General features: G+C 65.2%; 20 protein-coding genes. 11 read left to right on the top strand and 9 right to left on the bottom strand.

Annotation, left to right across the window (positions count from 1 at the left end):
* Window positions 1-193: 193 nt before the first annotated feature.
* Complete coding sequence (gene ppk2 / locus JVX91_RS11395; protein ID WP_240201768.1) at window positions 194-961, top strand: polyphosphate kinase 2; 768 nt, start codon at window positions 194-196, stop codon at window positions 959-961.
* Between the two features lie 44 nt (window positions 962-1,005).
* Here the strand turns inward: ppk2 and JVX91_RS11390 are convergent, their stop codons facing one another.
* Window positions 1,006-1,896, bottom strand: coding sequence for a LysR substrate-binding domain-containing protein (locus JVX91_RS11390; RefSeq protein WP_205339314.1), 891 nt, complete (start codon window positions 1,894-1,896; stop codon window positions 1,006-1,008).
* Between the two features lie 128 nt (window positions 1,897-2,024).
* Between JVX91_RS11390 and JVX91_RS11385 the strand changes: the two genes are divergently transcribed.
* Window positions 2,025-2,642: a glutathione S-transferase family protein gene (locus tag JVX91_RS11385; RefSeq protein ID WP_205339313.1), complete on the top strand. Its 618-nt coding sequence runs from the start codon at window positions 2,025-2,027 to the stop codon at window positions 2,640-2,642.
* 18 nt (window positions 2,643-2,660) lie between these two features.
* On the opposite strand, the gene JVX91_RS11380 is transcribed toward JVX91_RS11385, so the two are convergent.
* Window positions 2,661-3,863, bottom strand: a complete 1,203-nt coding sequence (locus JVX91_RS11380; protein WP_205339312.1) for an MFS transporter — start codon at window positions 3,861-3,863, stop codon at window positions 2,661-2,663.
* A gap of 183 nt (window positions 3,864-4,046) precedes the next feature.
* Between JVX91_RS11380 and JVX91_RS11375 the strand changes: the two genes are divergently transcribed.
* Window positions 4,047-4,277 carry a DUF2789 domain-containing protein gene (locus JVX91_RS11375; protein WP_205339311.1) on the top strand — a complete coding sequence of 77 codons (231 nt, stop codon included), beginning with the start codon at window positions 4,047-4,049 and terminating at the stop codon, window positions 4,275-4,277.
* Between the two features lie 6 nt (window positions 4,278-4,283).
* On the opposite strand, the gene JVX91_RS11370 is transcribed toward JVX91_RS11375, so the two are convergent.
* Window positions 4,284-4,559 (bottom strand): metal/formaldehyde-sensitive transcriptional repressor, encoded by a 276-nt coding sequence (locus JVX91_RS11370; RefSeq protein WP_024764116.1) that lies wholly within the window; start codon window positions 4,557-4,559, stop codon window positions 4,284-4,286.
* Window positions 4,560-4,619: 60 nt separating this feature from the next.
* On the opposite strand from JVX91_RS11370, the gene dmeF reads away from it, so the two are divergent.
* From dmeF to JVX91_RS29115, 3 genes are all read left to right on the top strand, one after another.
* Window positions 4,620-5,567 carry a CDF family Co(II)/Ni(II) efflux transporter DmeF gene (dmeF, locus tag JVX91_RS11365; RefSeq protein ID WP_205339310.1) on the top strand — a complete coding sequence of 316 codons (948 nt, stop codon included), beginning with the start codon at window positions 4,620-4,622 and terminating at the stop codon, window positions 5,565-5,567.
* 99 nt (window positions 5,568-5,666) lie between these two features.
* On the top strand, window positions 5,667-6,596 hold the full coding sequence (locus tag JVX91_RS11360) for a pseudouridine synthase (RefSeq protein ID WP_205339309.1): 930 nt from the start codon (window positions 5,667-5,669) through the stop codon (window positions 6,594-6,596).
* Window positions 6,597-6,674: 78 nt separating this feature from the next.
* Entirely contained in the window at window positions 6,675-6,809 is a 135-nt protein-coding gene (locus JVX91_RS29115; protein WP_275892383.1) for a hypothetical protein, read from the top strand.
* A 172-nt stretch (window positions 6,810-6,981) separates the two neighbouring features.
* Here the strand turns inward: JVX91_RS29115 and JVX91_RS11355 are convergent, their stop codons facing one another.
* The gene (locus JVX91_RS11355; RefSeq protein ID WP_205339308.1) at window positions 6,982-7,290 is read right to left on the bottom strand and encodes a PsiF family protein; all 309 of its coding nucleotides are present in this window, start codon (window positions 7,288-7,290) and stop codon (window positions 6,982-6,984) included.
* 224 nt (window positions 7,291-7,514) lie between these two features.
* On the opposite strand from JVX91_RS11355, the gene JVX91_RS11350 reads away from it, so the two are divergent.
* From JVX91_RS11350 to JVX91_RS11340, 3 genes are all read left to right on the top strand, one after another.
* Complete coding sequence (locus JVX91_RS11350; protein WP_205339307.1) at window positions 7,515-8,591, top strand: sigma-54 dependent transcriptional regulator; 1,077 nt, start codon at window positions 7,515-7,517, stop codon at window positions 8,589-8,591.
* A gap of 202 nt (window positions 8,592-8,793) precedes the next feature.
* Complete coding sequence (locus tag JVX91_RS11345) at window positions 8,794-9,015, top strand: hypothetical protein (protein ID WP_205339306.1); 222 nt, start codon at window positions 8,794-8,796, stop codon at window positions 9,013-9,015.
* A gap of 268 nt (window positions 9,016-9,283) precedes the next feature.
* Window positions 9,284-10,756, top strand: coding sequence for an inorganic phosphate transporter (locus JVX91_RS11340; RefSeq protein ID WP_205339305.1), 1,473 nt, complete (start codon window positions 9,284-9,286; stop codon window positions 10,754-10,756).
* A gap of 78 nt (window positions 10,757-10,834) precedes the next feature.
* Here JVX91_RS11340 and JVX91_RS11335 read toward each other — a convergent pair whose 3' ends face one another.
* Together JVX91_RS11335 and JVX91_RS11330 are read right to left on the bottom strand one after the other, a co-directional pair.
* A complete protein-coding gene (locus JVX91_RS11335) occupies window positions 10,835-13,606 on the bottom strand; it encodes an ATP-binding protein (protein WP_205339304.1) in 2,772 nt (923 codons plus the stop codon).
* Between the two features lie 8 nt (window positions 13,607-13,614).
* Complete coding sequence (locus tag JVX91_RS11330; protein WP_205339303.1) at window positions 13,615-14,082, bottom strand: TadE/TadG family type IV pilus assembly protein; 468 nt, start codon at window positions 14,080-14,082, stop codon at window positions 13,615-13,617.
* 272 nt (window positions 14,083-14,354) lie between these two features.
* Here JVX91_RS11330 and JVX91_RS11325 point away from each other — a divergent pair, with 272 nt between their 5' ends.
* Entirely contained in the window at window positions 14,355-14,834 is a 480-nt protein-coding gene (locus JVX91_RS11325) for a prepilin peptidase (RefSeq protein ID WP_205339302.1), read from the top strand.
* Between the two features lie 150 nt (window positions 14,835-14,984).
* Window positions 14,985-15,809 (top strand): response regulator transcription factor, encoded by an 825-nt coding sequence (locus JVX91_RS11320; RefSeq protein WP_205339301.1) that lies wholly within the window; start codon window positions 14,985-14,987, stop codon window positions 15,807-15,809.
* Between the two features lie 19 nt (window positions 15,810-15,828).
* On the opposite strand, the gene JVX91_RS11315 is transcribed toward JVX91_RS11320, so the two are convergent.
* The 3 genes from JVX91_RS11315 to JVX91_RS11305 are packed head-to-tail and all read right to left on the bottom strand — an operon-like array spanning window position 15,829 to window position 18,681.
* A complete protein-coding gene (locus JVX91_RS11315; protein ID WP_205339300.1) occupies window positions 15,829-17,595 on the bottom strand; it encodes a pilus assembly protein TadG-related protein in 1,767 nt (588 codons plus the stop codon).
* A 17-nt stretch (window positions 17,596-17,612) separates the two neighbouring features.
* Window positions 17,613-17,897, bottom strand: a complete 285-nt coding sequence (locus JVX91_RS11310) for a DUF3613 domain-containing protein (RefSeq protein ID WP_205339299.1) — start codon at window positions 17,895-17,897, stop codon at window positions 17,613-17,615.
* Between the two features lie 19 nt (window positions 17,898-17,916).
* Window positions 17,917-18,681, bottom strand: coding sequence for a hypothetical protein (locus JVX91_RS11305; RefSeq protein WP_240201726.1), 765 nt, complete (start codon window positions 18,679-18,681; stop codon window positions 17,917-17,919).
* Window positions 18,682-18,686 lie beyond the last annotated feature (5 nt).

The following is an 18,686-nucleotide window of genomic DNA, read 5'->3' as shown; positions in this document are numbered from 1 at the left end:
GTTCCGCGGACGAAGATGTAGGAATGGCAAGAGTCCGCTTGGCGAACATTCCGATGCTGCAATTACTCACGGAATTCGAACCTGCTCGATTGCAACCACCCGCTATGCTCATTGCCACAGGGCTTTTACCCAGGAGGAAGTGATGGGCAAGAAGAGCAAGGTAAAGATCCCGGCCGCCGAATCGACCGGGAAGATGAAGACCAAGGATTACGAGGAGCATCTGCGCACGCTCACCGTCGAACTGGTGAAGCTGCAGGAATGGGTGGTGCACAAGGGCCTGAAGGTCTGCATCATCTTCGAGGGCCGCGATGGCGCCGGCAAAGGCGGCACCATCAAGGCCATCACCGAGCGTGTCAGCCCGCGGGTATTCCGTACCGTCGCCCTGCCCGCCCCGACCGAGCGGGAAAAATCCCAGCTCTACGTGCAACGCTACATGTCGCACCTGCCGGCCGCCGGTGAAGTGGTGATCTTCGACCGCAGCTGGTACAACCGCGCCGGCGTCGAGCGGGTGATGGGCTTCTGCACCGAGGACCAGGCGGACAAGTTCCTCTCCGTCACACCGCTGTTCGAGCGGATGATGACCGAGTCCGGAATCATCCTGCTCAAGTACTGGCTCGAAGTCAGCCCGGAAGAGCAGGCGCGCCGCCTGAAGGACCGTATCACCGATGGCCGCAAGGTCTGGAAGCTGTCGCCGATGGACATCAAGTCCTTCACCCGCTGGGATGACTACACCCGCGCCCGCGACCTGATGTTCGCCTCCACCGACTCACCCTGGGCGCCCTGGTTCGTGGCGCGCTCGGAGGACAAGAAGCGCGTGCGCCTGAATGTCATCAGCCACATCCTCAAGCACGTGCCCTACAAGGAGGTGCCGCGCGAGGAAGTGAAGCTGCCCCGGCGCGGCAAGATCGGCAAGTACCAGAGTCCGGATTACCCGTTCCACTACATCGACGAGGCATTCTGACGCAGACCTGGGCCGGCACGTGCCGGCCCAGGTAGCGCGCCGACTCAGGCGATGCTGCGCAGGTACGTCTCCACCTCACCCGCCAACCACCCGGCGAATGCCGCGACCTTGGCCTGCGCTGCCTCGCGCTCCGGCCACACCAGCCAGTACGGGAATCCGTAGGGCACCCGCAGGTCGCTCAGCGCCACCAGCTCGCCACGCGCCAGCGCGCCCGCCACCAGGCTGCGCCGCTCAAGCCCGATACCTTGCCCCATGCGCACCGCCTCGATGCTCAGGTTGGAATCGTTGACCACGAACTCCGCCGGCTCCAATGGCACCGCCACGCCCGCCGCCTGGCACCAGTCCAGCCAGGATTCGAAACCGGTGACGCGGGGACAGCGGAGGATTTCCTCGGGCGTCTGCGGTAGGCGCCCACCATTGAAGTCCGGCGCGGCGACGACCACCACCTCATCCTCGAACAGGCGATGCTGAGCCAGGCCCTCCCAGTGCCCCTGGCCGATGCGGATGGCAACATCGGCCAGGCCCTGGCGCAGGTCCATCACTTCCAGGCTGGCCAGCAAGCGCAGGCGATACCGGGGATGGCTCGCGCGAAAACCGGGCAGGCGCGGCAGCAACCATTTCTGGCCGAAGGATGGCGTGAGCGCCACCACCAGTTCGTCCTCCCCCGGCCGCGCCTTCGCCAGGCGGGTCGCCTCGGCGATGTCGCGCAAGGCGCCGCGAACCTGCAGGGCGTACAGCCGCCCCTCTTCGCTCAGGCGTAGGCCCCGGCCTTCACGCTGCAACAGCGTGACGCCCAACAGCCCCTCCAGCAGGCGCACCTGCTGGCTGACCGCCGAATGGGTGACGTGCAGCTCGCTGGCGGCGAGCGTCACACTCCCCAGCCGGGCGACGGCCTCGAAGCTGCGTAAGGCAGATAGCGGCGGCAACGCGCTCATGTAAGTTTTCCTAACCGAGTCGGTCACTAATCGTCGATATTTTCCGGCTGGCAAAGCCGCTAGATTCATGGGCACCGCGCGCAAATCCGCGCCGCCCGCCATGTAATCTCCAATAACAGGATGCGCCCATGCAACAGAAGCCTCCGCATTTGATCGGCATGCTTGACTCCCCCTATGTCCGCCGCGTGGCGATCAGCCTGCGCCTGCTCGGTATCCCGTTCAGCCATCAGTCCCTGTCGGTGTTCCGAACCTACGAGGAGTTCCGCGGCATCAATCCGGTGGTGAAGGCCCCGACGCTGGTGCTGGGCGATGGCGAGGTGCTGATGGATTCCACCCTGATCATCGACTGGCTGGAGCATCAGGCGGGACGCAGCCTGATGCCCGCCGAGCCGGCCGCGCGGCTGCGCACCACGCGCTTGCTGGCCCTGGCACTGGCGGTCATGGAGAAAGCCGTGCAGCGCTACTACGAGCAGCAGCGGCCGGAGGAAAAGCAACTGGCGAGCTGGCAGGAGCGGGTCGACCAGCAGTTGCACGCGGCGCTGGCGGGGCTGGAAAGCGAACTGCGCGAGATGTCGCTGGATATCGGCGCACCGCTGGACCAGGCCGGCCTGAGCATCGCGGTGGCGTGGACCTTCGTACAGCTGCTGCACTCGGAGGACATTCCGGCGGACAGCTACCCGGCGGTGCGCGACTGGACGGAACAGGCCGAGACACTGGAGGCCTTCAAGGCCTTCCCGCCGGTTTGATCCCCACGGGGCGTAGGCTCAATCCTTGGGCAGCTCTTCATGCTGCTGCCGGGTGAAGCGCAGCAGGCCGAAGCAGATGAAGAAGCCGCAGAGCGCCAGCCCGGCGGCGACCAGGAAGATCGACGCGTAGCCGTGGCGGGCGGCGACCAGCCCCATCAGCGGGCCGGCGACGCCCATCGCCAGGTCGAAGAACAGCGCATAGGCGCCCAGCCCGGCGCTGCGGCTGCTGGCCGGAATGCGCAGTACGGCCTCGACGCCCAGCGACGGATAGACCAACGACAAGCCACAGCCGGTGAGCGCCGCGCCCAGCAGCGCGAAGCCCGGCCCCGGCGCCTGCCAGAGCAGCAGCAGGCCGAGAACCTCCACACCGAGGCAGACCACCGCGACGGCAAAGCCGCCGAAGCGATTGACCGCACCTGAGAAGATCAGCCGCGCGCCGACGAAACAGACGCCGAAGGCGGTCAGGCACCAGGCCGGGTCGGCCCAGCCCTGGCTGCCGTAATACAGGGTGATGAAGGTGGCCAGGGTGCCGAAACCGATGGAGCCGAGCATCACGCACAGCCCGTAGGGCAGCACGCGGCCGAGCAGCGCATGGAAGGCCATGCGCGTGCCACTGATGATCGGCACTTCCGCGCGGCCACGGGCGGCCAGCCAGCCCAGCGCGGTAAGCGCCAGCACACTCACGCCCAGGCTCCACAACCCCAGCGAGGCGGACATGGTGACGCCCAGCGGCGCCCCGATGGCGATGCCGCCGTAACTGACGATGCCGTTCCAGGAGATCACCTTGGCGGTGTTCTGCGTGCCAACCAGGGCAATACCCCAGCTCGCCGTGCCGATCCCCAGCAGCCCCTGGGCCAGCCCGAACAGCAGACGACTGCCGAGCAGCAGCACCAGACTCAGCAGCGGCCACGCCTCGACGCTGGTCGCCAGCAGCACCAGCACGCCGGCCATGCCGAGCACGCCCAGCCCCTGCAGGACCGCGCGCTTGGCGCCATGGGTATCGGTCAGGTATCCCGCCAGCGGCCGGGAAACCAGCGTGGCGATGTACTGCAAGCCGATCACCACGCCGGCGACCACGGTGGAATAACCCAGGCCTTCATGGACGAAACCGGGCAAGACTGGCAGCAGCAGCCCGATGCTCAGGAACAGGATGAAGGTAAAGACAACGGTGGCGAGGATTCGCAGGGTAACGGAGGCAGTTCGCTGCTCGGACGAGCTCATGGACAGGCCTGGCGGTGGGTAGCGACACGGGTGACGGATGTGATTGAAAGCAGGCTATCTATTTCCGCCCGACTTGCCAATGCGAACCTTGCCCGTCGGCGGATGCTCCTATAGTTGTTGCATCGCCGCAGCCACCTTCGTATTGCGCCCCGGCGGCGCACCCTTTTGTTCAAGGAGGTTCACATGGATACCAGCCAGCACAGCCTCGGCGCCCTGTTCAAGCAACTGGGCCTGCCCAATGACCGGAAAGACATCGACGCCTTCCTCGACAGCCACCGCCTGGTCGAGGGGCAGAAGCTCCCGGATGCGCCCTTCTGGAACAAGGCCCAGGCGCAGTTCCTGCGTGAAGCGCTGCAGCAGGATTCGGACTGGACCGAGGAAGCCGACGAACTGGCGGTGCGCCTGTCCGACTGACCCGAATTACTTGAGATAGGAGCGCAGCACACCCATGACCTGTTCCAGGTCCTCGTGGCGCTGCGCCGCCGTACGGTCTTCGGCGCCCAGGTGGTCGCGCAGGTGGCCTTCGAGCACCTCGGCCATCAGGCCGTTCACCGCGCCACGGATGGCGGCGATCTGCTGCAGGATCGCCGCACATTCGCTGCCCGCCTCCAATGCCCGCTCCAGCGCCTCGCTCTGCCCCTTGATGCGGCGCACACGGGTCAGCAGCTTCTTCTGGTCCTTGATGGTATGTCCCACGGCAAAACTCCAAAGGTATACTGGGGTATAGTATCCAGGCTCATCTTTCGGATCATCATCATGCAGCACGCAGTACACCCGCAAGACGGCCGGCACGATCATCAGTTCCACGAAGGCAATCCGCTGGCCGAACGCAATACCTTGCGCGCCGCGTTGTTGACAGTGGTGATGATGGTGGTGGAGATCGCCGGCGGCTGGATCTTCAACTCCATGGCCCTGCTCGCCGACGGCTGGCACATGAGCTCCCACGCCCTGGCCCTAGGCCTGGCGTTCTTCGCCTATGTCGCCGCACGACGCTTCACCGGCGATGCGCGCTTCGCCTTCGGCACGTTCAAGATCGAGGTACTGGCCAGCTACACCAGCGCCATCCTGCTGTTGGGCGTGGCGGCGCTGATGATGTTCGAGTCCGTGGCGCGGCTGCTCTCACCTTCGCCGATCCATTATGAGCAGGCCATCGCCATTGCCGTCCTCGGCCTGCTGGTGAACCTGGCCTGTGCGTGGCTGCTGCGCGGCGACCACCCGCACCACGATCACGGGCATGACCACGATCACCACCATGGGCACGATCACCATCACGGTGACGACCTGAACCTGCGCGCCGCCTACCTGCATGTGATCGCCGACGCCGCCACATCGGTGGCAGCAATCGTCGCGCTGATCGGCGGCTGGCTATGGGGCGCCTCCTGGCTCGACCCGCTGATGGGCATCGTCGGTGCGGTGCTGGTGGCGGCCTGGTCGGTCGGCCTGCTCAAGCAGAGCAGCCGCGTGCTGCTGGACGCGGAGATGAACGACCCGGTAGTGGAGGAAATCCGCGAAGTGGTCGCCGAGCTGCCGCAGCCGGCGCGCATCACCGACCTGCACCTGTGGCGCGTGGGCAAGTCGCGCTACGCCTGCATCCTCAGCCTGGCCAGCGACGGCGCCCTGACGCCCGAGCTGGTGCGCCAGCGCCTGCAGGTGCACGAGGAACTCGCCCACATCACGGTGGAAATCAACCCGATTCCCGCGTGAGAACTACCCATGAACAGACCGGAAGTCGTGGCGGCTTTGACGACCGCCGCGCCGCTGCGGCCTAATGCGCAGCCTGTCGAATTCCGGTCACCGCTTCCGATGTCCAGCCCACGCTTCTCCGCCGCCCAGCAACGCGCCAGCACCCTGCACCTGCCCGCCGGCCCCTGGGCAACGGTGCTGGACTGCCTCTGCGCGCGCTTCCCGGCCGTCGACCGCGCCACCTGGCTCGACCGCATGGCCCGGGGCAAGGTGCTGGACAGCGACGGTCAGCCCATCGGCCCCGAGCACCCGTATCGGGAAGCACTGCGTATCCATTATTTCCGCGAGGTGCCGCAGGAGACGCCGATCCCCTTCCAGGAAAGCATCCTGTACGCCGACGCCGACCTGGTCGTCGCCGACAAGCCGCACTTCCTCCCGGTGACACCTGCCGGGCAGTACGTGGAAGAAACCCTGCTGGCGCGTCTCGCCAGGCGCCTGGACAACCCGTTGCTGGTGCCCTTGCACCGGATCGACCGGCTCACCGCCGGACTGGTGCTGTTCTCCGCCAATCCGGACAACCGCGACGCCTACCAGGCGCTGTTCCGCGAGCGGCGTATTCAGAAGCAGTACGAAGCCATCGCCCCCGCCTTGCCGCAGCTGGAGTTTCCCCTGGTGCATCGCTCGCGACTGGTCGAAGGCGATCCCTTCATCCGCATGCAGGAAGCGGACGGTCCTCCCAACAGCGAAACCCGCATCGAGGTCCTGGAGAAACGCGGCGAGCTGTGGCGCTACGGCCTGAAGCCGGTCAGCGGCAAACGCCACCAGTTGCGCGTGCACATGTCGGCGCTGGGCGCGGCGCTGTGCTTCGATCCGCTCTATCCCACGCTGCCGCCACGCGACCAGCGACCGCCGGAAGACTACGACCGCCCGCTGAAGCTGCTCGCCCGCCAGTTGGACTTCATCGACCCGCTGAGCGGCGAGCCGCGGCACTTCGCAAGCCAACTGGAGCTGACCTGGCCTTCCATCAATTTCATCGATGGTCATCAGTAAGACGATCCATTTCCGTCGATGACGACCCCGGTGTTTTCATAGCTCCACCCAAGGAGAGAAAGCATCGGGAGCCCGATCATGAGCTACAGCGCCAAGTCCTTTTCCGCCCTCGTCAACGCCCTGCTGGCCGATGGCATCACCCGCCCCGAACAGATGGCCCGCCAGCCCTTCCGCAACGCGCAGGGCTTCTGGTCCGCAGTGGCGAAGAAATGAACGTCATCCGGCGAGTCCCGCCCGCCCTGCGCACGGATGCGGTGATCGTCCTTTACGCCCTGGTCACGGCCTGGCTGGTATTTTCCGGGCTCTAGGGCGACAGCTTCCACAATGAAAAAGGGCAGCCATGGGCTGCCCTTGTCGTTCCTCGCGGCACTGCCGCGCACCATCGTCACTTTTTCAGGCAGGTGCTCATGAACGCCTTGCGTTCATCACCCTTGAGCGCCTTGGTGGTCGCATCGGCATTGCAGGACTTCATCTTCTCCTGCTGCGGGGTCATTTTCTTGGTGTCCCCGCCACCGGCCTTGAGGCAAGTGCTCATGAACGCCTTGCGCTCTTCACCCTTGAGCGCCTTGGTGGTCGCATCGGCGTTGCAGGTCTTCATCTTTTCCTGCTGCGCGGTCTGCGCGGCGGTGGCCGCGAAGCCTTGCGCCGAGAAGAGCAGAGCGAGGGCGAGCAGCGGAATTCGAACGATGGTCATGGAGTGGTCTCCCAGGATGAAATTTCCACTCTGAGCGTAGCTCGCAGCCCAGCATTCGCGAGGCCCGCAGCACATATCCCCAGGCCCTGCGGAAATCCCTGTGAACACCGCTCGCCCCTGATCAAGCATAAAAGTTATATATAAATTCTAATTGATAATTTTTTGAAATAACAAAAATGCCGCAGTATGGCGATGCCACTCATTCGGTACGCCAGGAACCCACCATGTCGCTGTTGACCCTTCCCAATGCCCGCGAGCAAACCAAGTCGGTCCGCGCCACGGTGCTGGTGTTCAAGGACCCACGCTCGCAGGAACTGCTCAACCGCATCGAGCGCCTGGCGCCCAGCGAAGCCAACGCGTTGATCATCGGCGAGACCGGCACCGGCAAGGAGCTGGTGGCACGACATATCCACAAGCTCAGCCGACGCGGCGCCGCCCCCTTTGTGGCTGTAAACTGCGGCGCTTTTTCCGAAACGCTGGTGGAAAGTGAGCTATTTGGCCACGAAAAAGGCGCCTACACCGGCGCCACCAGCAGCAAGGCCGGCTGGTTCGAGGCGGCCAACGGCGGCACGCTGTTCCTCGACGAGATCGGCGACCTGCCGCTGAACATGCAGGTCAAGCTGCTGCGCGTGCTGCAGGAACGCGAAGTCGTACGCCTGGGGTCGCGCACCCCCGTACCGATCAACGTGCGGGTAGTCGCCGCGACCAACGTCAACCTGGCCGACGCCGTGGTCGCCGGGCATTTCCGCGAGGACCTGTTCTACCGCCTGCACGTCGCCACCATCCGCCTGCCGCCGCTGCGCGAGCGCCCCGGCGACATTCTGCCGCTGGCCGAATTCTTCCTCGAGGAACACTGCCAGCGCCTGGGCTACAACCGCGCCAGCCTCAGCGCGGAAGCCGAACGCAAGCTGCTGGGCCACACCTGGCCCGGCAACATCCGCGAGCTGGAGAACGCCATCCACCATGCCCTGCTGGTGTGCCGCAACCAGCAGGTGCAGCCGGGCGACCTGCAACTGGCCGAGCTGCCGTCGGCGCCGCGTCACGACCTGTTGCGCCACGAACACAGCCCCCACGCCCTGGCGCCACGCGTCGAGGCGACCCTGGAGCAGGCGCTGCTGGAGCTGTTCGAAAGCAACAAGCCCGACCTCTACGAGCACGTGGAAGAAGTGCTGTTCCGCACCGCCTACCACTTCTGCCACGGCAACCAGTTGCAGACCGGTCGCCTGCTGGGCATCAGCCGCAACATCGTCCGCGCCCGCCTGGAAAAGATCGGCGAACTGAACCTCAGCCGTACCGGCTGAGGGGGGTTCCACCCCACGAATCGACTCGCGCGTTGCCGTCCGTCGGCGATCATCGACCGGCCTCCCCCCACGAAAGGTTATAATCCGCGCCGTTTTCCGGCCCGGCAGCTCTTGACCCAGCGTCTACACTGCCAGGATGACGTCCAGGCCGGACGTCCCATGCCAGTCAACAGACAACAGCCTCAAGTCATCAGGACAGACCGTGACCAAAGACGAACTGCGCGCGGAACTGGAGCGCCAGGAGCAACGCTACAAGGACGTGTATGGCGGCGAAGTGACCCTCTACGCCGCCCAGCCTGACCCCGAGAAGAAGCCGTGGCGCAAGCGCCGCAACCTGCTGGACAAGGCTTTCGACCGGGAACTGGAAAAGATCGAAGAACAACGACTGAAAAAGGAACAGGAAGCCGCTTCCTTCAAATCGTAGGTACGGCTCCCCGGCCCTGGTTTTCCGTGAGAAGACCACCGTCGGAGGAAAGCGCTGCTCCGTGGGGGAGTACGCACGCTGACCTGCAAAATACTCATTCGACGGGCCGGCAGCCCGGCGTGGAAGCATTGCAAACTTTTTCCACCCTGCCTGAAAGCGCCGTGCGACGTGGCGTCGCGCAAATTCGAGAAACCGTTTCAGCCTGAATACGGTGACTCACGCTTCTGGCATAATCGCCGCCCCGTCTCCGACCGGTCATAGAATTTTCATGTTCGATCTCTTCAGCGGCCTCGATGTCTGGGTGAGTGTCAGCCTCGTGCTGGCCCTCGCATTCGTCCTTGCCTTCGAGTTCATCAACGGCTTCCACGACACCGCCAACGCGGTGGCCACGGTCATCTATACCAAGGCCATGTCCCCGTACCGCGCGGTGATCCTCTCCGGCATCTTCAACTTCCTCGGCGTATTGCTCGGCGGCGTCGGCGTCGCCTACGCCATCGTCCACCTGCTGCCGGTGGAGCTGCTGATCAACGTGAACACCGGCCACGGCCTGGCCATGGTGTTCTCCCTGCTTGCCGCCGCCATCACCTGGAACCTGGGCACCTGGTACTTCGGCATCCCCGCGTCCAGCTCCCATACCCTGATCGGCTCGATCCTCGGCGTTGGCCTGGCCAACGCGCTGATTACCGACGTGCCGCTGGCCGACGGGATCAACTGGGGCAAGGCCATCGACATCGGCCTGTCGCTGATCTTCTCGCCGCTGGCCGGCTTCCTGATCGCCGGCGCGCTGCTGATCGGCCTGAAGTGGATGTACCCGCTGTCGAAGATGCACAAGACGCCGGAAACCCGCCGCGACGTCGACGAGAAGAAGCACCCGCCGTTCTGGAACCGCCTGGTCCTGGTGATCTCGGCCATGACCGTGAGCTTCGTGCACGGCTCCAACGACGGCCAGAAAGGCATCGGCCTGATCATGCTGGTACTGATCGGCATCGTGCCGACCAAGTTCGTCCTCGACCTGAACAGCACCACCTACCAGATCGAGCGCACCCGCGACGCCGCCGTCCACCTGCAGCAGTTCTACAACCGTCACTCCGATACCCTCGGTGAGATGCTGGCGCTGGGCAAGTCCGCCGACACCGACATGCCGGACCTGTACCGTTGCGAGCCGAAGCAGACCGAAGCGACCCTCAAGGGCCTGCTGAAGGACCTGCACGGCGTGTCCACCTACAACGACCTGGCCGACGACGAGCGCGTGCAGGTTCGCCGCTACCTGCTGTGCCTGGACGACACCGCGAAGAAGGTCGGCAAGCTGTCCGAGCTGCCATCGCGCGAGAAGGCGGACCTCGAGAAGCTGCGCAAGGACCTCACCAGCACCACCGAATACGCCCCGTTCTGGGTGATCATCGCGGTGGCCCTGGCCCTAGGCATTGGCACCATGGTTGGCTGGAAGCGCGTGGTACTCACCGTCGGCGAAAAAATCGGCAAGCAGGGCATGAGTTACGCCCAGGGCATCAGCGCCCAGCTCACCGCGACCCTCGCCATCGGCATGGCGAACATCTACAGCCTGCCGGTCTCGACGACCCATGTGCTGTCTTCGGGGGTGGCCGGCACCATGGTCGCCAACCGCAGCGGCCTGCAGGGTGGCACCGTGCGCAACATCCTGATGGCCTGGATCCTCACCCTGCCCACCTCGATGGCGCTGGCCGCCGGCCTGTTCTGGCTGTCGTCGCGCTTCGTCGGCTGAGTTTCCGCTGCCACGAAAAACGCCTGCTCATGCAGGCGTTTTTCATTTCCGCGGCATTACCCGCCGCTCAGGTGCAGCTCAGGCGTTCTCGGCCTGGCGCGGCAAGCGGATGACGAAGCGCGCGCCACCCTTGAAGTTATCCACAGACAGGCTGCCGCCCATGTTGCGGATCAGGTCGTGGCTCACCGACAACCCCAGGCCGGTGCCCTTCCCGGCGGGCTTGGTGGTGAAGAACGGCTCGAAGATCCGCTCCATCACTGCCGCATCGATGCCACCGGCGTTGTCGCGCACATGGACCTCGACCCAGCCGGTATCCAGGCAAGGCTCCTGCGAGACTCCGACCCAGCGCGCGCCTTCGGTGTCCCGGCCGAGCAAGGCGTCGCGGGCGTTGGCCAGCAGGTTGATCAGCACCTGCTCCAGCTGATCGGCATATCCGCGGACCACCACGCGCTGCGCCGGCGCCCGGCATTCCAGGGAAATGCCCTGTTGCGTCAGGCTTTCGCCCAGCAGCGCCAGTGCGCCCTCGCAGGCGTCATAGGGATCGAAGGGCGCGGCCTCCAGTTCCGACTTGCGACTGAACACCCCCATGTGCCCGATGACCCGCGACAGCCGGTCGATCTGCGCGTCGGCGCGCTCCAGCTTCTCCTTCAGATAATCCTGGTCGCCGAGCTTCTGCCGCGCGTTGTACAGCGACATGCGCAGGACGTGCAGCGGCTGCTTCATCTCGTGGGCCATGCCGCTGACCATCTCGCCCAGGCTGGCCATCTTGGCGCCCTGGGCCAGTTGCTGCTGGGCGTGGCGCACGGCGGTGTTGTCGCGGCCCACGGCCTGGACTTCCAGCAGGCGGCCAGTGGCGTCCGGCAGCGGACGGTCCGACCAGATCAGCCAGAGATTGCGCTGGCCCGGCAGGCTGAAGCGCAGCTCCCAGGAGTCATCGGACGTGGTCCGGCCACCGTCCACCAGGCGCGCGCGCAGGGCGCTGGAGTCCTGCTCCGACAGCCATTCGTCCAGGCGCCGACCAAGCAGCGCCTCCACCGACTCGCCGAGCACCTGGGCGAAGGTGTGGTTGATGAAGGTGAGTCGCAGGTCCGGGTCGTAGCGGCAGATCAATGCGGGTGAATCCTCCACCAGCACGCGGTAGCGTTCTTCGCTCTCGGCGATCTGCAGCGCCGCCAGATGCTGCTCGGTAACGTCCAGCCAGAGCCCTACGGCTTCCTGGGGAATGCCCTGGATATCGCGCAGCAGCTTGGCCTCGTCGTACAGCCAGTGCCATTCGCCCGCGCTATCGAGCAACCGGTACTCGGTACGCACCCTGCCCTCGCGCAGCAGTTCGCGGCCGCGATCGAGGAAGGTTTCCAGATCCTCGGGATGCACGCGTTCGGCCAGTGCCTGCCAGCTCTGGCCCTGGAGATCGAGGCCCAGCAGGTTGCTGGCATTCTCGCTGTAGAACTCGGGGATCAGGTGGCCTTCTTCCACACGCTGCACGTAGATGACCACCGGCGCGCTGTCGATCAGGTTGCGCAGCCGGGCATGGGCGGCCAGCGCCTGCTCTTCCTGCAACTTGCCCTCGCTGATATCCAGCAGTACGCCATCCATCAGTTGATCGCCGGCGCGCGCCTGCATCCGTCCTTGCAGGCGCAGCCAGCGGCGCGTCTGCTGCGTGGCCGCGCCGCGCAGGCGCAAATCCTGCACCAGCCGTCCGCCCGGTTGCAGATGGCGCAGACGCAGGCTGAGTTCGTCAGCATCGGCCGGGTGCAGCTGAATCAACAGGTCGGCCAGCGCCAGCTGGTTCTGCCCGGCCGGCAGGCCAAGGCTGGCGGACACCGCCGGGGACAATTCGAACACACCCTCATCGACGCGCAGCCGCCACCAGCCACCGCCAACCATGTCCTGCAACAGGCTCAGGCGCCGACTGCTGTCGCGCAGGCTGTAGAGTTCGGCGCGCTCGTGCACGAGGTTGGCGAGGATCTCCGCCAGGTACTGCCAATCGCTGGGCGCCAGGCTCGGCCAGTTCGGCGCGTGATCCGCGGGTTCGGCCAGCAGGCCGGCGAGGCGCCCGCCGCGCACGGGCGCCGGCACCAGGTAGAGGCGGTCGCAGCACAGCGATTCGAGCAGGTCCGAACGCCGCTCATCGATGCCCAGCAGGCAGGCGCCACTGGCCGCGCGCAGTTCCTGGTCGGGCAGCGCCAGGCCGTCGCGCAGGAGACTGTCGAGCCCCGGCTGAACATGGCAGGCGAAAACCCGCACGCCATCGGCCGACTCCAGCAAGAGCGCCATGGAACGCATGTGGAAGCTGCTGCAGAAAGCTTCCAGCACCTCCCCCACCGCCTCGCTCAGACGCCGTTGCGAGCTATGCCGCAAGCGGGCCAGGAGCAATTTGCTGAGGTTCAGGCATTGCAGCTTGTGCTGCTGGCTGTCGGACTGCCAGTTGAGGTCGGAGATGTCGGTGCCCAGCAGCAGGCAATGTTCATTGGGCTGCAACAGCGCCTGGAAGCGGCATACCAACGGCAGGTCGCCGGTGCTGCGCAGTACCAGGTCGACCCGTTCGCCACCGCGCAGGCTGGCCAGCGGCGAGCCGCCGGGCGCCCGGCGGTCGAGATGGTCGGTGAGCGTGGGCAGCTCGCTGTTGCCGCGCGCAGGCGGCAACAGCCGGTGCACCATCCCGCCACCTCGGGCCACCACGCGGTCATGGCTGTCCAGTTCCAGCCAGATATCCCAGTTCTCGATGGCCGGAGCGCTCGTCTCCGCCGGCGCCACCTGGGGCCGGCGACGGGCTGCCAGCGGACGGCTGGGTGGCGAGTTCTGCGCTGGCTCGCCCTGGATACTCCGGGAACGGAAGAAGTCGAACATCGCATTCCTCAGAGCAGGACGCTGGCCTGGCCGGTCAGCACGGCGGGTAGCTGCGGTACGGTGCCGATTCCCGGCAACGTCAGTAGCGGCACGATGGGAGACGTGGAGTAGGGGTAGTTCACGCAGACACGCACCCGCGTGTAGTTGCGGCCATTCACGGTCTCGGTGGTCGGGGTGTCGAGGAACTGGCCGCTGTAGCAGCCGTTGCGCCAGGACGTCGGCATCCAGCTCAGGCGCTGGTTGACCTCGTTGGTGACGGCTGTGCGCAGCACCGTGGCGTAGCCGCTCACGTTCGGATTGACCGACACCGCGATGCGCGCACCGGACGCCGCTGCATCATTGAACGCCTGCAGCATCAGGAGCGGCACGCAGTAACCCAGCAAGCCGTAGAGCACCGCGAAGAACAACACGAAGACGCCAGCGAACTCGATGGCCACCGTGCCTTTCTGCCCCTTGCGTCCGCCGACTCCGTTCATCCACGAAACTCCTCGATCAACTTCACTTGAATGATCGTTCAACTTATCGGCGCCAGCGACGATATCTGAAGTAACTCTCCGTCGGATAAACGCGCCATTCATGAGCAATACTAGGCGCTCCACGGAAATTCACCGCATGACCATTCGGTATAACGTTTCGAGCCAATTACCCCGAATACCTGGCTTAATTTGCAATACGGGGTAATTGTAGGAAATAACTTACAAAAACGATGAGCCACTGAGCCCCTGATCGAGGGATAAGGATGTTGTCGATGCCGCTCGAACTGCTCCTCCTCGCCTGGTGTGGCCTGTGCGGCTACCAGGACCTCACGCGCCTGCGCGTAAGCAACCTGCTGACCCTCGGCGGGGGCGTGGCGGCGGCCGTTTTCCTGCTGGTGTGCGGGCACAGTCTCACCGGCCATTCGCCCGCGGATGCCCTGGGGGCGGCCGTTCTGGCGCTGGCGCTCACCGGGCCGGGGTACTGGCTCGGCAAGCTGGGGGCGGCGGACGTGAAGCTGCTGGTGGCCCTGGGCCTGGCCAGCGATCCGCTGACCGTGCTGTACACCCTGGCACTGGCCAGCCTGGTCTGCGTAGTCCTGATGCTCGCCAGCAAACTTTTGATTGATTCGGACAAGTTGCCGGCTAATTTCAAATCGCAATTAGCCAGACTGAGACCGTCAAGGAACAAGTCATTTCCTTTCATATTCGCGCTATTCGCCGGTCTTCTGACGTATATTTCGATCGTCCAGTAAATGACACTCGCCATTGGCACGATTCAAACTTAACGACTATATGCTATGGGTTAATACCACCTGTCACTTCGGTGCAGGTTCCGGCTCAGGATATTGAACAGCCGGACGATAAAAACAATGGATGTGTACTAACTCACGGAGCGTGCAGTCATGGATAAAACGGCCAATCGTCGTTTCAGTGTGCTGGTCATCGACGACGAGCCCCAGGTCACCGCCGAACTTGCCGAACTGCTGGAAAACAGCGGCTATCGCTGCCTGACCAGCGACAGCAAGGACGGCGCCCTCCAGCAGTTCCGCGACGACACCTCGATCGGCCTGGTGATCTGCGACCTGGGCCTGGGCCGCGACAACGGCATCCGCGTGGTCGAGGCGCTCAAGGAAATCGCCGGCGCCAGTCGCTTCTTCGAAACCATCATCCTCACCGGCCAGCAAGGCAGCCAGGAAGTGATCGAGGCCATGCGCGTCGGCGTCGCCGACTACTACCAGAAGCCGGTGGCGCCCATGGACCTGCTCAAGGGCCTGGAACGCCTGGAGGCCCGGCTGCACGAACGCATCCGCAGCCAGCTGAGCCTGAGCCACGTCAACCAGCGCCTGGAATACCTCGCCGAATCGCTCAACTCGATCTCGCGGGATATCCACAAGATCAAGTACGAAGTGCACGGCGGCGGCCAGGCCAGCAGCGCGCTGAAGCAGGAGCAGGCGGAAACGCCGGAGAACGCACCGAGCAGCGCCGAACAGATCGCCCCGGTGGTGAACAACCCGCTGTTCAACAAGTTGTCGCCGCGCCAGCAGGCCGTGGCGCGGCTGGTGAGCAAGGGGCTGACCAACTACCAGATCGCCTACGACCTGGGCATCACCGAGAACACCGTGAAGCTGTATGTCTCCCAGGTGCTGCGGCTGATGCACATGCACAACCGCACCCAGCTCGCCCTCGCCCTCTCGCCCTCCTCCTCGCAAAGCAGCGCGGTGCACTGAGCACCGCGTGCGCCAGCCTTCAGATCAGCAGCTCCGCGCCGCCGGTCTGGAGGTCGATCAGGCGTACGTCGAGGATGCCGGTCTGGATGCCGAGCAACGACAACAGCGGATCAATGAGCTGCTGTCCAAGGGCGCTGACCAGCGTGCCCAACCCCGCCGTGAGATCGAGTGCGAGCTGGGCGATGGAACTGACCAAGCCGCTCAGGGCACAAAGCAGCCAGCTCAGGATGTTGTCGCAATTTCCGCCGGCCTTGATTTTGATGCTCAATGAGTTCCCCAGACTGGTCAGTCCTGCTCCCAGCGACGAACCCAGCGGGCTTTGCACCCGTTTCACCACACTCGGCAGATCGGACGGGCCGTTCACGGTGAAACTCAACGATTGCTCTCCAGGTATGGCGAACTGAGTACCGGCCGACGTGCTGCTGCTGTCCACCCCGGTCGCGCTGTTGGTGATGGTCACCCCCACCAGGCTGCCGCTGGCTCCGGAAAGCAGGCTGACAGCGGCATCGAGGTTGGCGCTCGCCACGCCGGGTCTGGCCATCACGTTGACTGTCACCGGTTTGCCCACACCTCCGCACTGAATGCTGTCCAACGCCGCATACCCCTCCGCCACACCGACCTTCAGGTTCAGCGCCAGCTTCACCAGGTTCAGCCCCAGCAGGTTGGCATTGACGCCGACCTCCAGTTGAACCTGGGCATTCTTCGCCACGGTGCGCCAGTTGCCGGCGCTGTCCTTGCCCGGATAGCCGATAGCGATGGTGGGTGGCGAGATGACCCGCAGTTTTACCGTCGGCACCACGCCGGCGATGTTCTTACCCTTCAGGTCGAGGTCCACCGCGTTGTTCTTGTTCGCCACCAACGCCGTGGCCATCAGCAGGTCCAGCAGATTGACCCCTGCATTGAGCGCCGTATCGCGCACACTGTCCGGCGCCACTACGCTGAGAATCTGCCCCAGGGTCAGGTTGGCCGTCGGTACGTTGATGCTGGCCAATGCGGTGCGCAGCAGCGAGGTATTCACCCCGGCCAGTTGCGAGGCGTCGGCGGCGTTGATCATCGCCTGGAGCAATTGCGCCGCGGTGACGTTGGCCCCCAGCAGGCTGTCGATCTTGCCCAGTTCGAGGTTCACGCCGGCCGCCTTGAGCTGCTGGCTGAGGGCGAGCAGCGACACGTTGGCGCCGGCGATGCCCTGGTAGGTGACCAGGTCGAGGTTGACGGTGGTGCCCAACAGGCCACCCAGCAGCGCGTTGAGCAGCGGCGAATTGGTCGAGTCCAGGCTCAGCACGCCACTGCCCGCGGAAATCCCCGCCAACGCCGTGCGCCGCGCCACCGCCTGGGCGCTGATCACGGTATTGGTGGTGGCCCCGCTGAACAGGCTGGCGACATTCAGTATCAGGCTGGACGGCACTGTGTGGGATGCCTGCACGCGTACGGAGTCCGCCGGATCGCCGCCGGCGGTGAAGAACCGGCGCGACGATGCCGCGCCGTACCCGCCATCGAAAGCGACACTGCCCAGCGTCCCCACCAGGGTATCGCCGGTGGCCGGGACGAAACCGTTCTTCGCCGCGCTCGCGGTGACGTAGCCCTGGACGTCCCCCGCCAGCTGCGAACCACACATGCCGCTCTGAGACGCTGCTTCCAGCGCGGCCATGTCGGCGACGCGCTGCAACTTGCGCTGCTCGAAATACAGGCGCCCGGTGTCCACCACCAGTGCCAGGCAGATCAGCGCGAGCAGCAGCGTGACCGCCGCCATCACACCAATTGCGCCCCGCTGCCGTTCGCGTCCCATGGCACGCTCCCGCAGGCTTACTTGCTGCCTGTGCTGAAGTCGTTGTCCTGGAGCAGATACTCGGGAATCTCGCGGGTATAGCTCTTCAGGTAGCGTTGATAAGCGCGGTCACGCTCGGCCGGCGTCGCGCTCTGGCGATTGGCCGACGCGGCGCGCCCGCTGGATTGCAGCTCCAGCCAGGTGAGCACTTCCTGCTGGTCGCGGGCCACGGTGCCCTGCGGAGCGGGTGTCGCCGCGCGCTCGGCGGCTGACGACAACAGCGGAGCCGCCAGCAGCGCGCCAGCCAGAATCCATGCCTTCATCACATCCTCCCTGCCCGACTCAGCGGGCATTGACCAGCAGCTTGGCGTCGCGCGCCTCGGCGGGCGCCGACGCCATCGAATCCGCGTGCGGCGTGTCGCGCGGCTCATCCACGTAGCTCACGCTTTCCGGCTGGACCGGCGCATGGGCGGCCGGCCGCAGCGAATCCGCCTGATCACGCGCCGCGCGCACCTGATCGGCGCTCAGCCCGACGCTTTGAATCAGGCTTTTTGCCTGGCGGTCATCGTCCTGCAGGTACAGCAGGCTGAGCAGATTGGTGGCCGACAGCTTGTCGTGATCATCCAGCTCCATCGCCGTGATGAACTCGAAACGCGCGCGCTCCAGCGCACCGCTGCGCATCAGCGCGTAACCGAGGTCGTTGCGGAACGCGCTGTCGGTGGGACGCAGGCGCGCCGCCTCGCCCAGCTCTTCCTCGGCGCGGACGGTATTGCCGCCACGCATCGCAATCTGTCCCAGGCCGTGGTGGGCCTCGGCCGCCTTGCAGGTATTGAGCAGGTTCCGATACTCCACCAGCGCCCGTGGATCGCCGATGCGCCGCAAGGCCAGCGCCCGGCTTTCGCGCACTTCCAGCGAGTCCTGCGGCAGCATGTCGAGGTTGGCCAGCGCGGCATGGGCGCGCCCGTTGTCGAGCATCTCCCGCGCAAGGTTGAGCTGCAGCTCCACGGACTGCCCCAGGTTCTCGCTACAGGCCTGGCCGACCTGGTTTCCGCCCAGCGGCCCGAGGTTGGCGCAGCCGCCGAGCGCCAGGCTCAGCAGACCGATCACGCATG

This window comes from Pseudomonas sp. PDNC002 (genome assembly GCF_016919445.1).
Lineage (GTDB): Bacteria > Pseudomonadota > Gammaproteobacteria > Pseudomonadales > Pseudomonadaceae > Pseudomonas.
This window is presented reverse-complemented; position numbering and strand designations above follow the sequence as displayed.

Bases quoted from the DNA above. Each gene is read 5' to 3' on its own strand.
- ppk2 (WP_240201768.1), top strand. From the start codon at position 194: ATGAAGACCAAGGATTACGAGGAGCATCTGCGCACGCTCACCGTCGAA.
- JVX91_RS11390 (WP_205339314.1), bottom strand. From the start codon at position 1,896: ATGAGCGCGTTGCCGCCGCTATCTGCCTTACGCAGCTTCGAGGCCGTC.
- JVX91_RS11385 (WP_205339313.1), top strand. From the start codon at position 2,025: ATGCAACAGAAGCCTCCGCATTTGATCGGCATGCTTGACTCCCCCTAT.
- JVX91_RS11380 (WP_205339312.1), bottom strand. From the start codon at position 3,863: ATGAGCTCGTCCGAGCAGCGAACTGCCTCCGTTACCCTGCGAATCCTC.
- JVX91_RS11375 (WP_205339311.1), top strand. From the start codon at position 4,047: ATGGATACCAGCCAGCACAGCCTCGGCGCCCTGTTCAAGCAACTGGGC.
- dmeF (WP_205339310.1), top strand. From the start codon at position 4,620: ATGCAGCACGCAGTACACCCGCAAGACGGCCGGCACGATCATCAGTTC.
- JVX91_RS11360 (WP_205339309.1), top strand. From the start codon at position 5,667: ATGTCCAGCCCACGCTTCTCCGCCGCCCAGCAACGCGCCAGCACCCTG.
- JVX91_RS29115 (WP_275892383.1), top strand. From the start codon at position 6,675: ATGAGCTACAGCGCCAAGTCCTTTTCCGCCCTCGTCAACGCCCTGCTG.
- JVX91_RS11355 (WP_205339308.1), bottom strand. From the start codon at position 7,290: ATGACCATCGTTCGAATTCCGCTGCTCGCCCTCGCTCTGCTCTTCTCG.
- JVX91_RS11350 (WP_205339307.1), top strand. From the start codon at position 7,515: ATGTCGCTGTTGACCCTTCCCAATGCCCGCGAGCAAACCAAGTCGGTC.
- JVX91_RS11340 (WP_205339305.1), top strand. From the start codon at position 9,284: ATGTTCGATCTCTTCAGCGGCCTCGATGTCTGGGTGAGTGTCAGCCTC.
- JVX91_RS11335 (WP_205339304.1), bottom strand. From the start codon at position 13,606: ATGTTCGACTTCTTCCGTTCCCGGAGTATCCAGGGCGAGCCAGCGCAG.
- JVX91_RS11330 (WP_205339303.1), bottom strand. From the start codon at position 14,082: ATGAACGGAGTCGGCGGACGCAAGGGGCAGAAAGGCACGGTGGCCATC.
- JVX91_RS11325 (WP_205339302.1), top strand. From the start codon at position 14,355: ATGCCGCTCGAACTGCTCCTCCTCGCCTGGTGTGGCCTGTGCGGCTAC.
- JVX91_RS11320 (WP_205339301.1), top strand. From the start codon at position 14,985: ATGGATAAAACGGCCAATCGTCGTTTCAGTGTGCTGGTCATCGACGAC.
- JVX91_RS11315 (WP_205339300.1), bottom strand. From the start codon at position 17,595: ATGGGACGCGAACGGCAGCGGGGCGCAATTGGTGTGATGGCGGCGGTC.
- JVX91_RS11310 (WP_205339299.1), bottom strand. From the start codon at position 17,897: ATGAAGGCATGGATTCTGGCTGGCGCGCTGCTGGCGGCTCCGCTGTTG.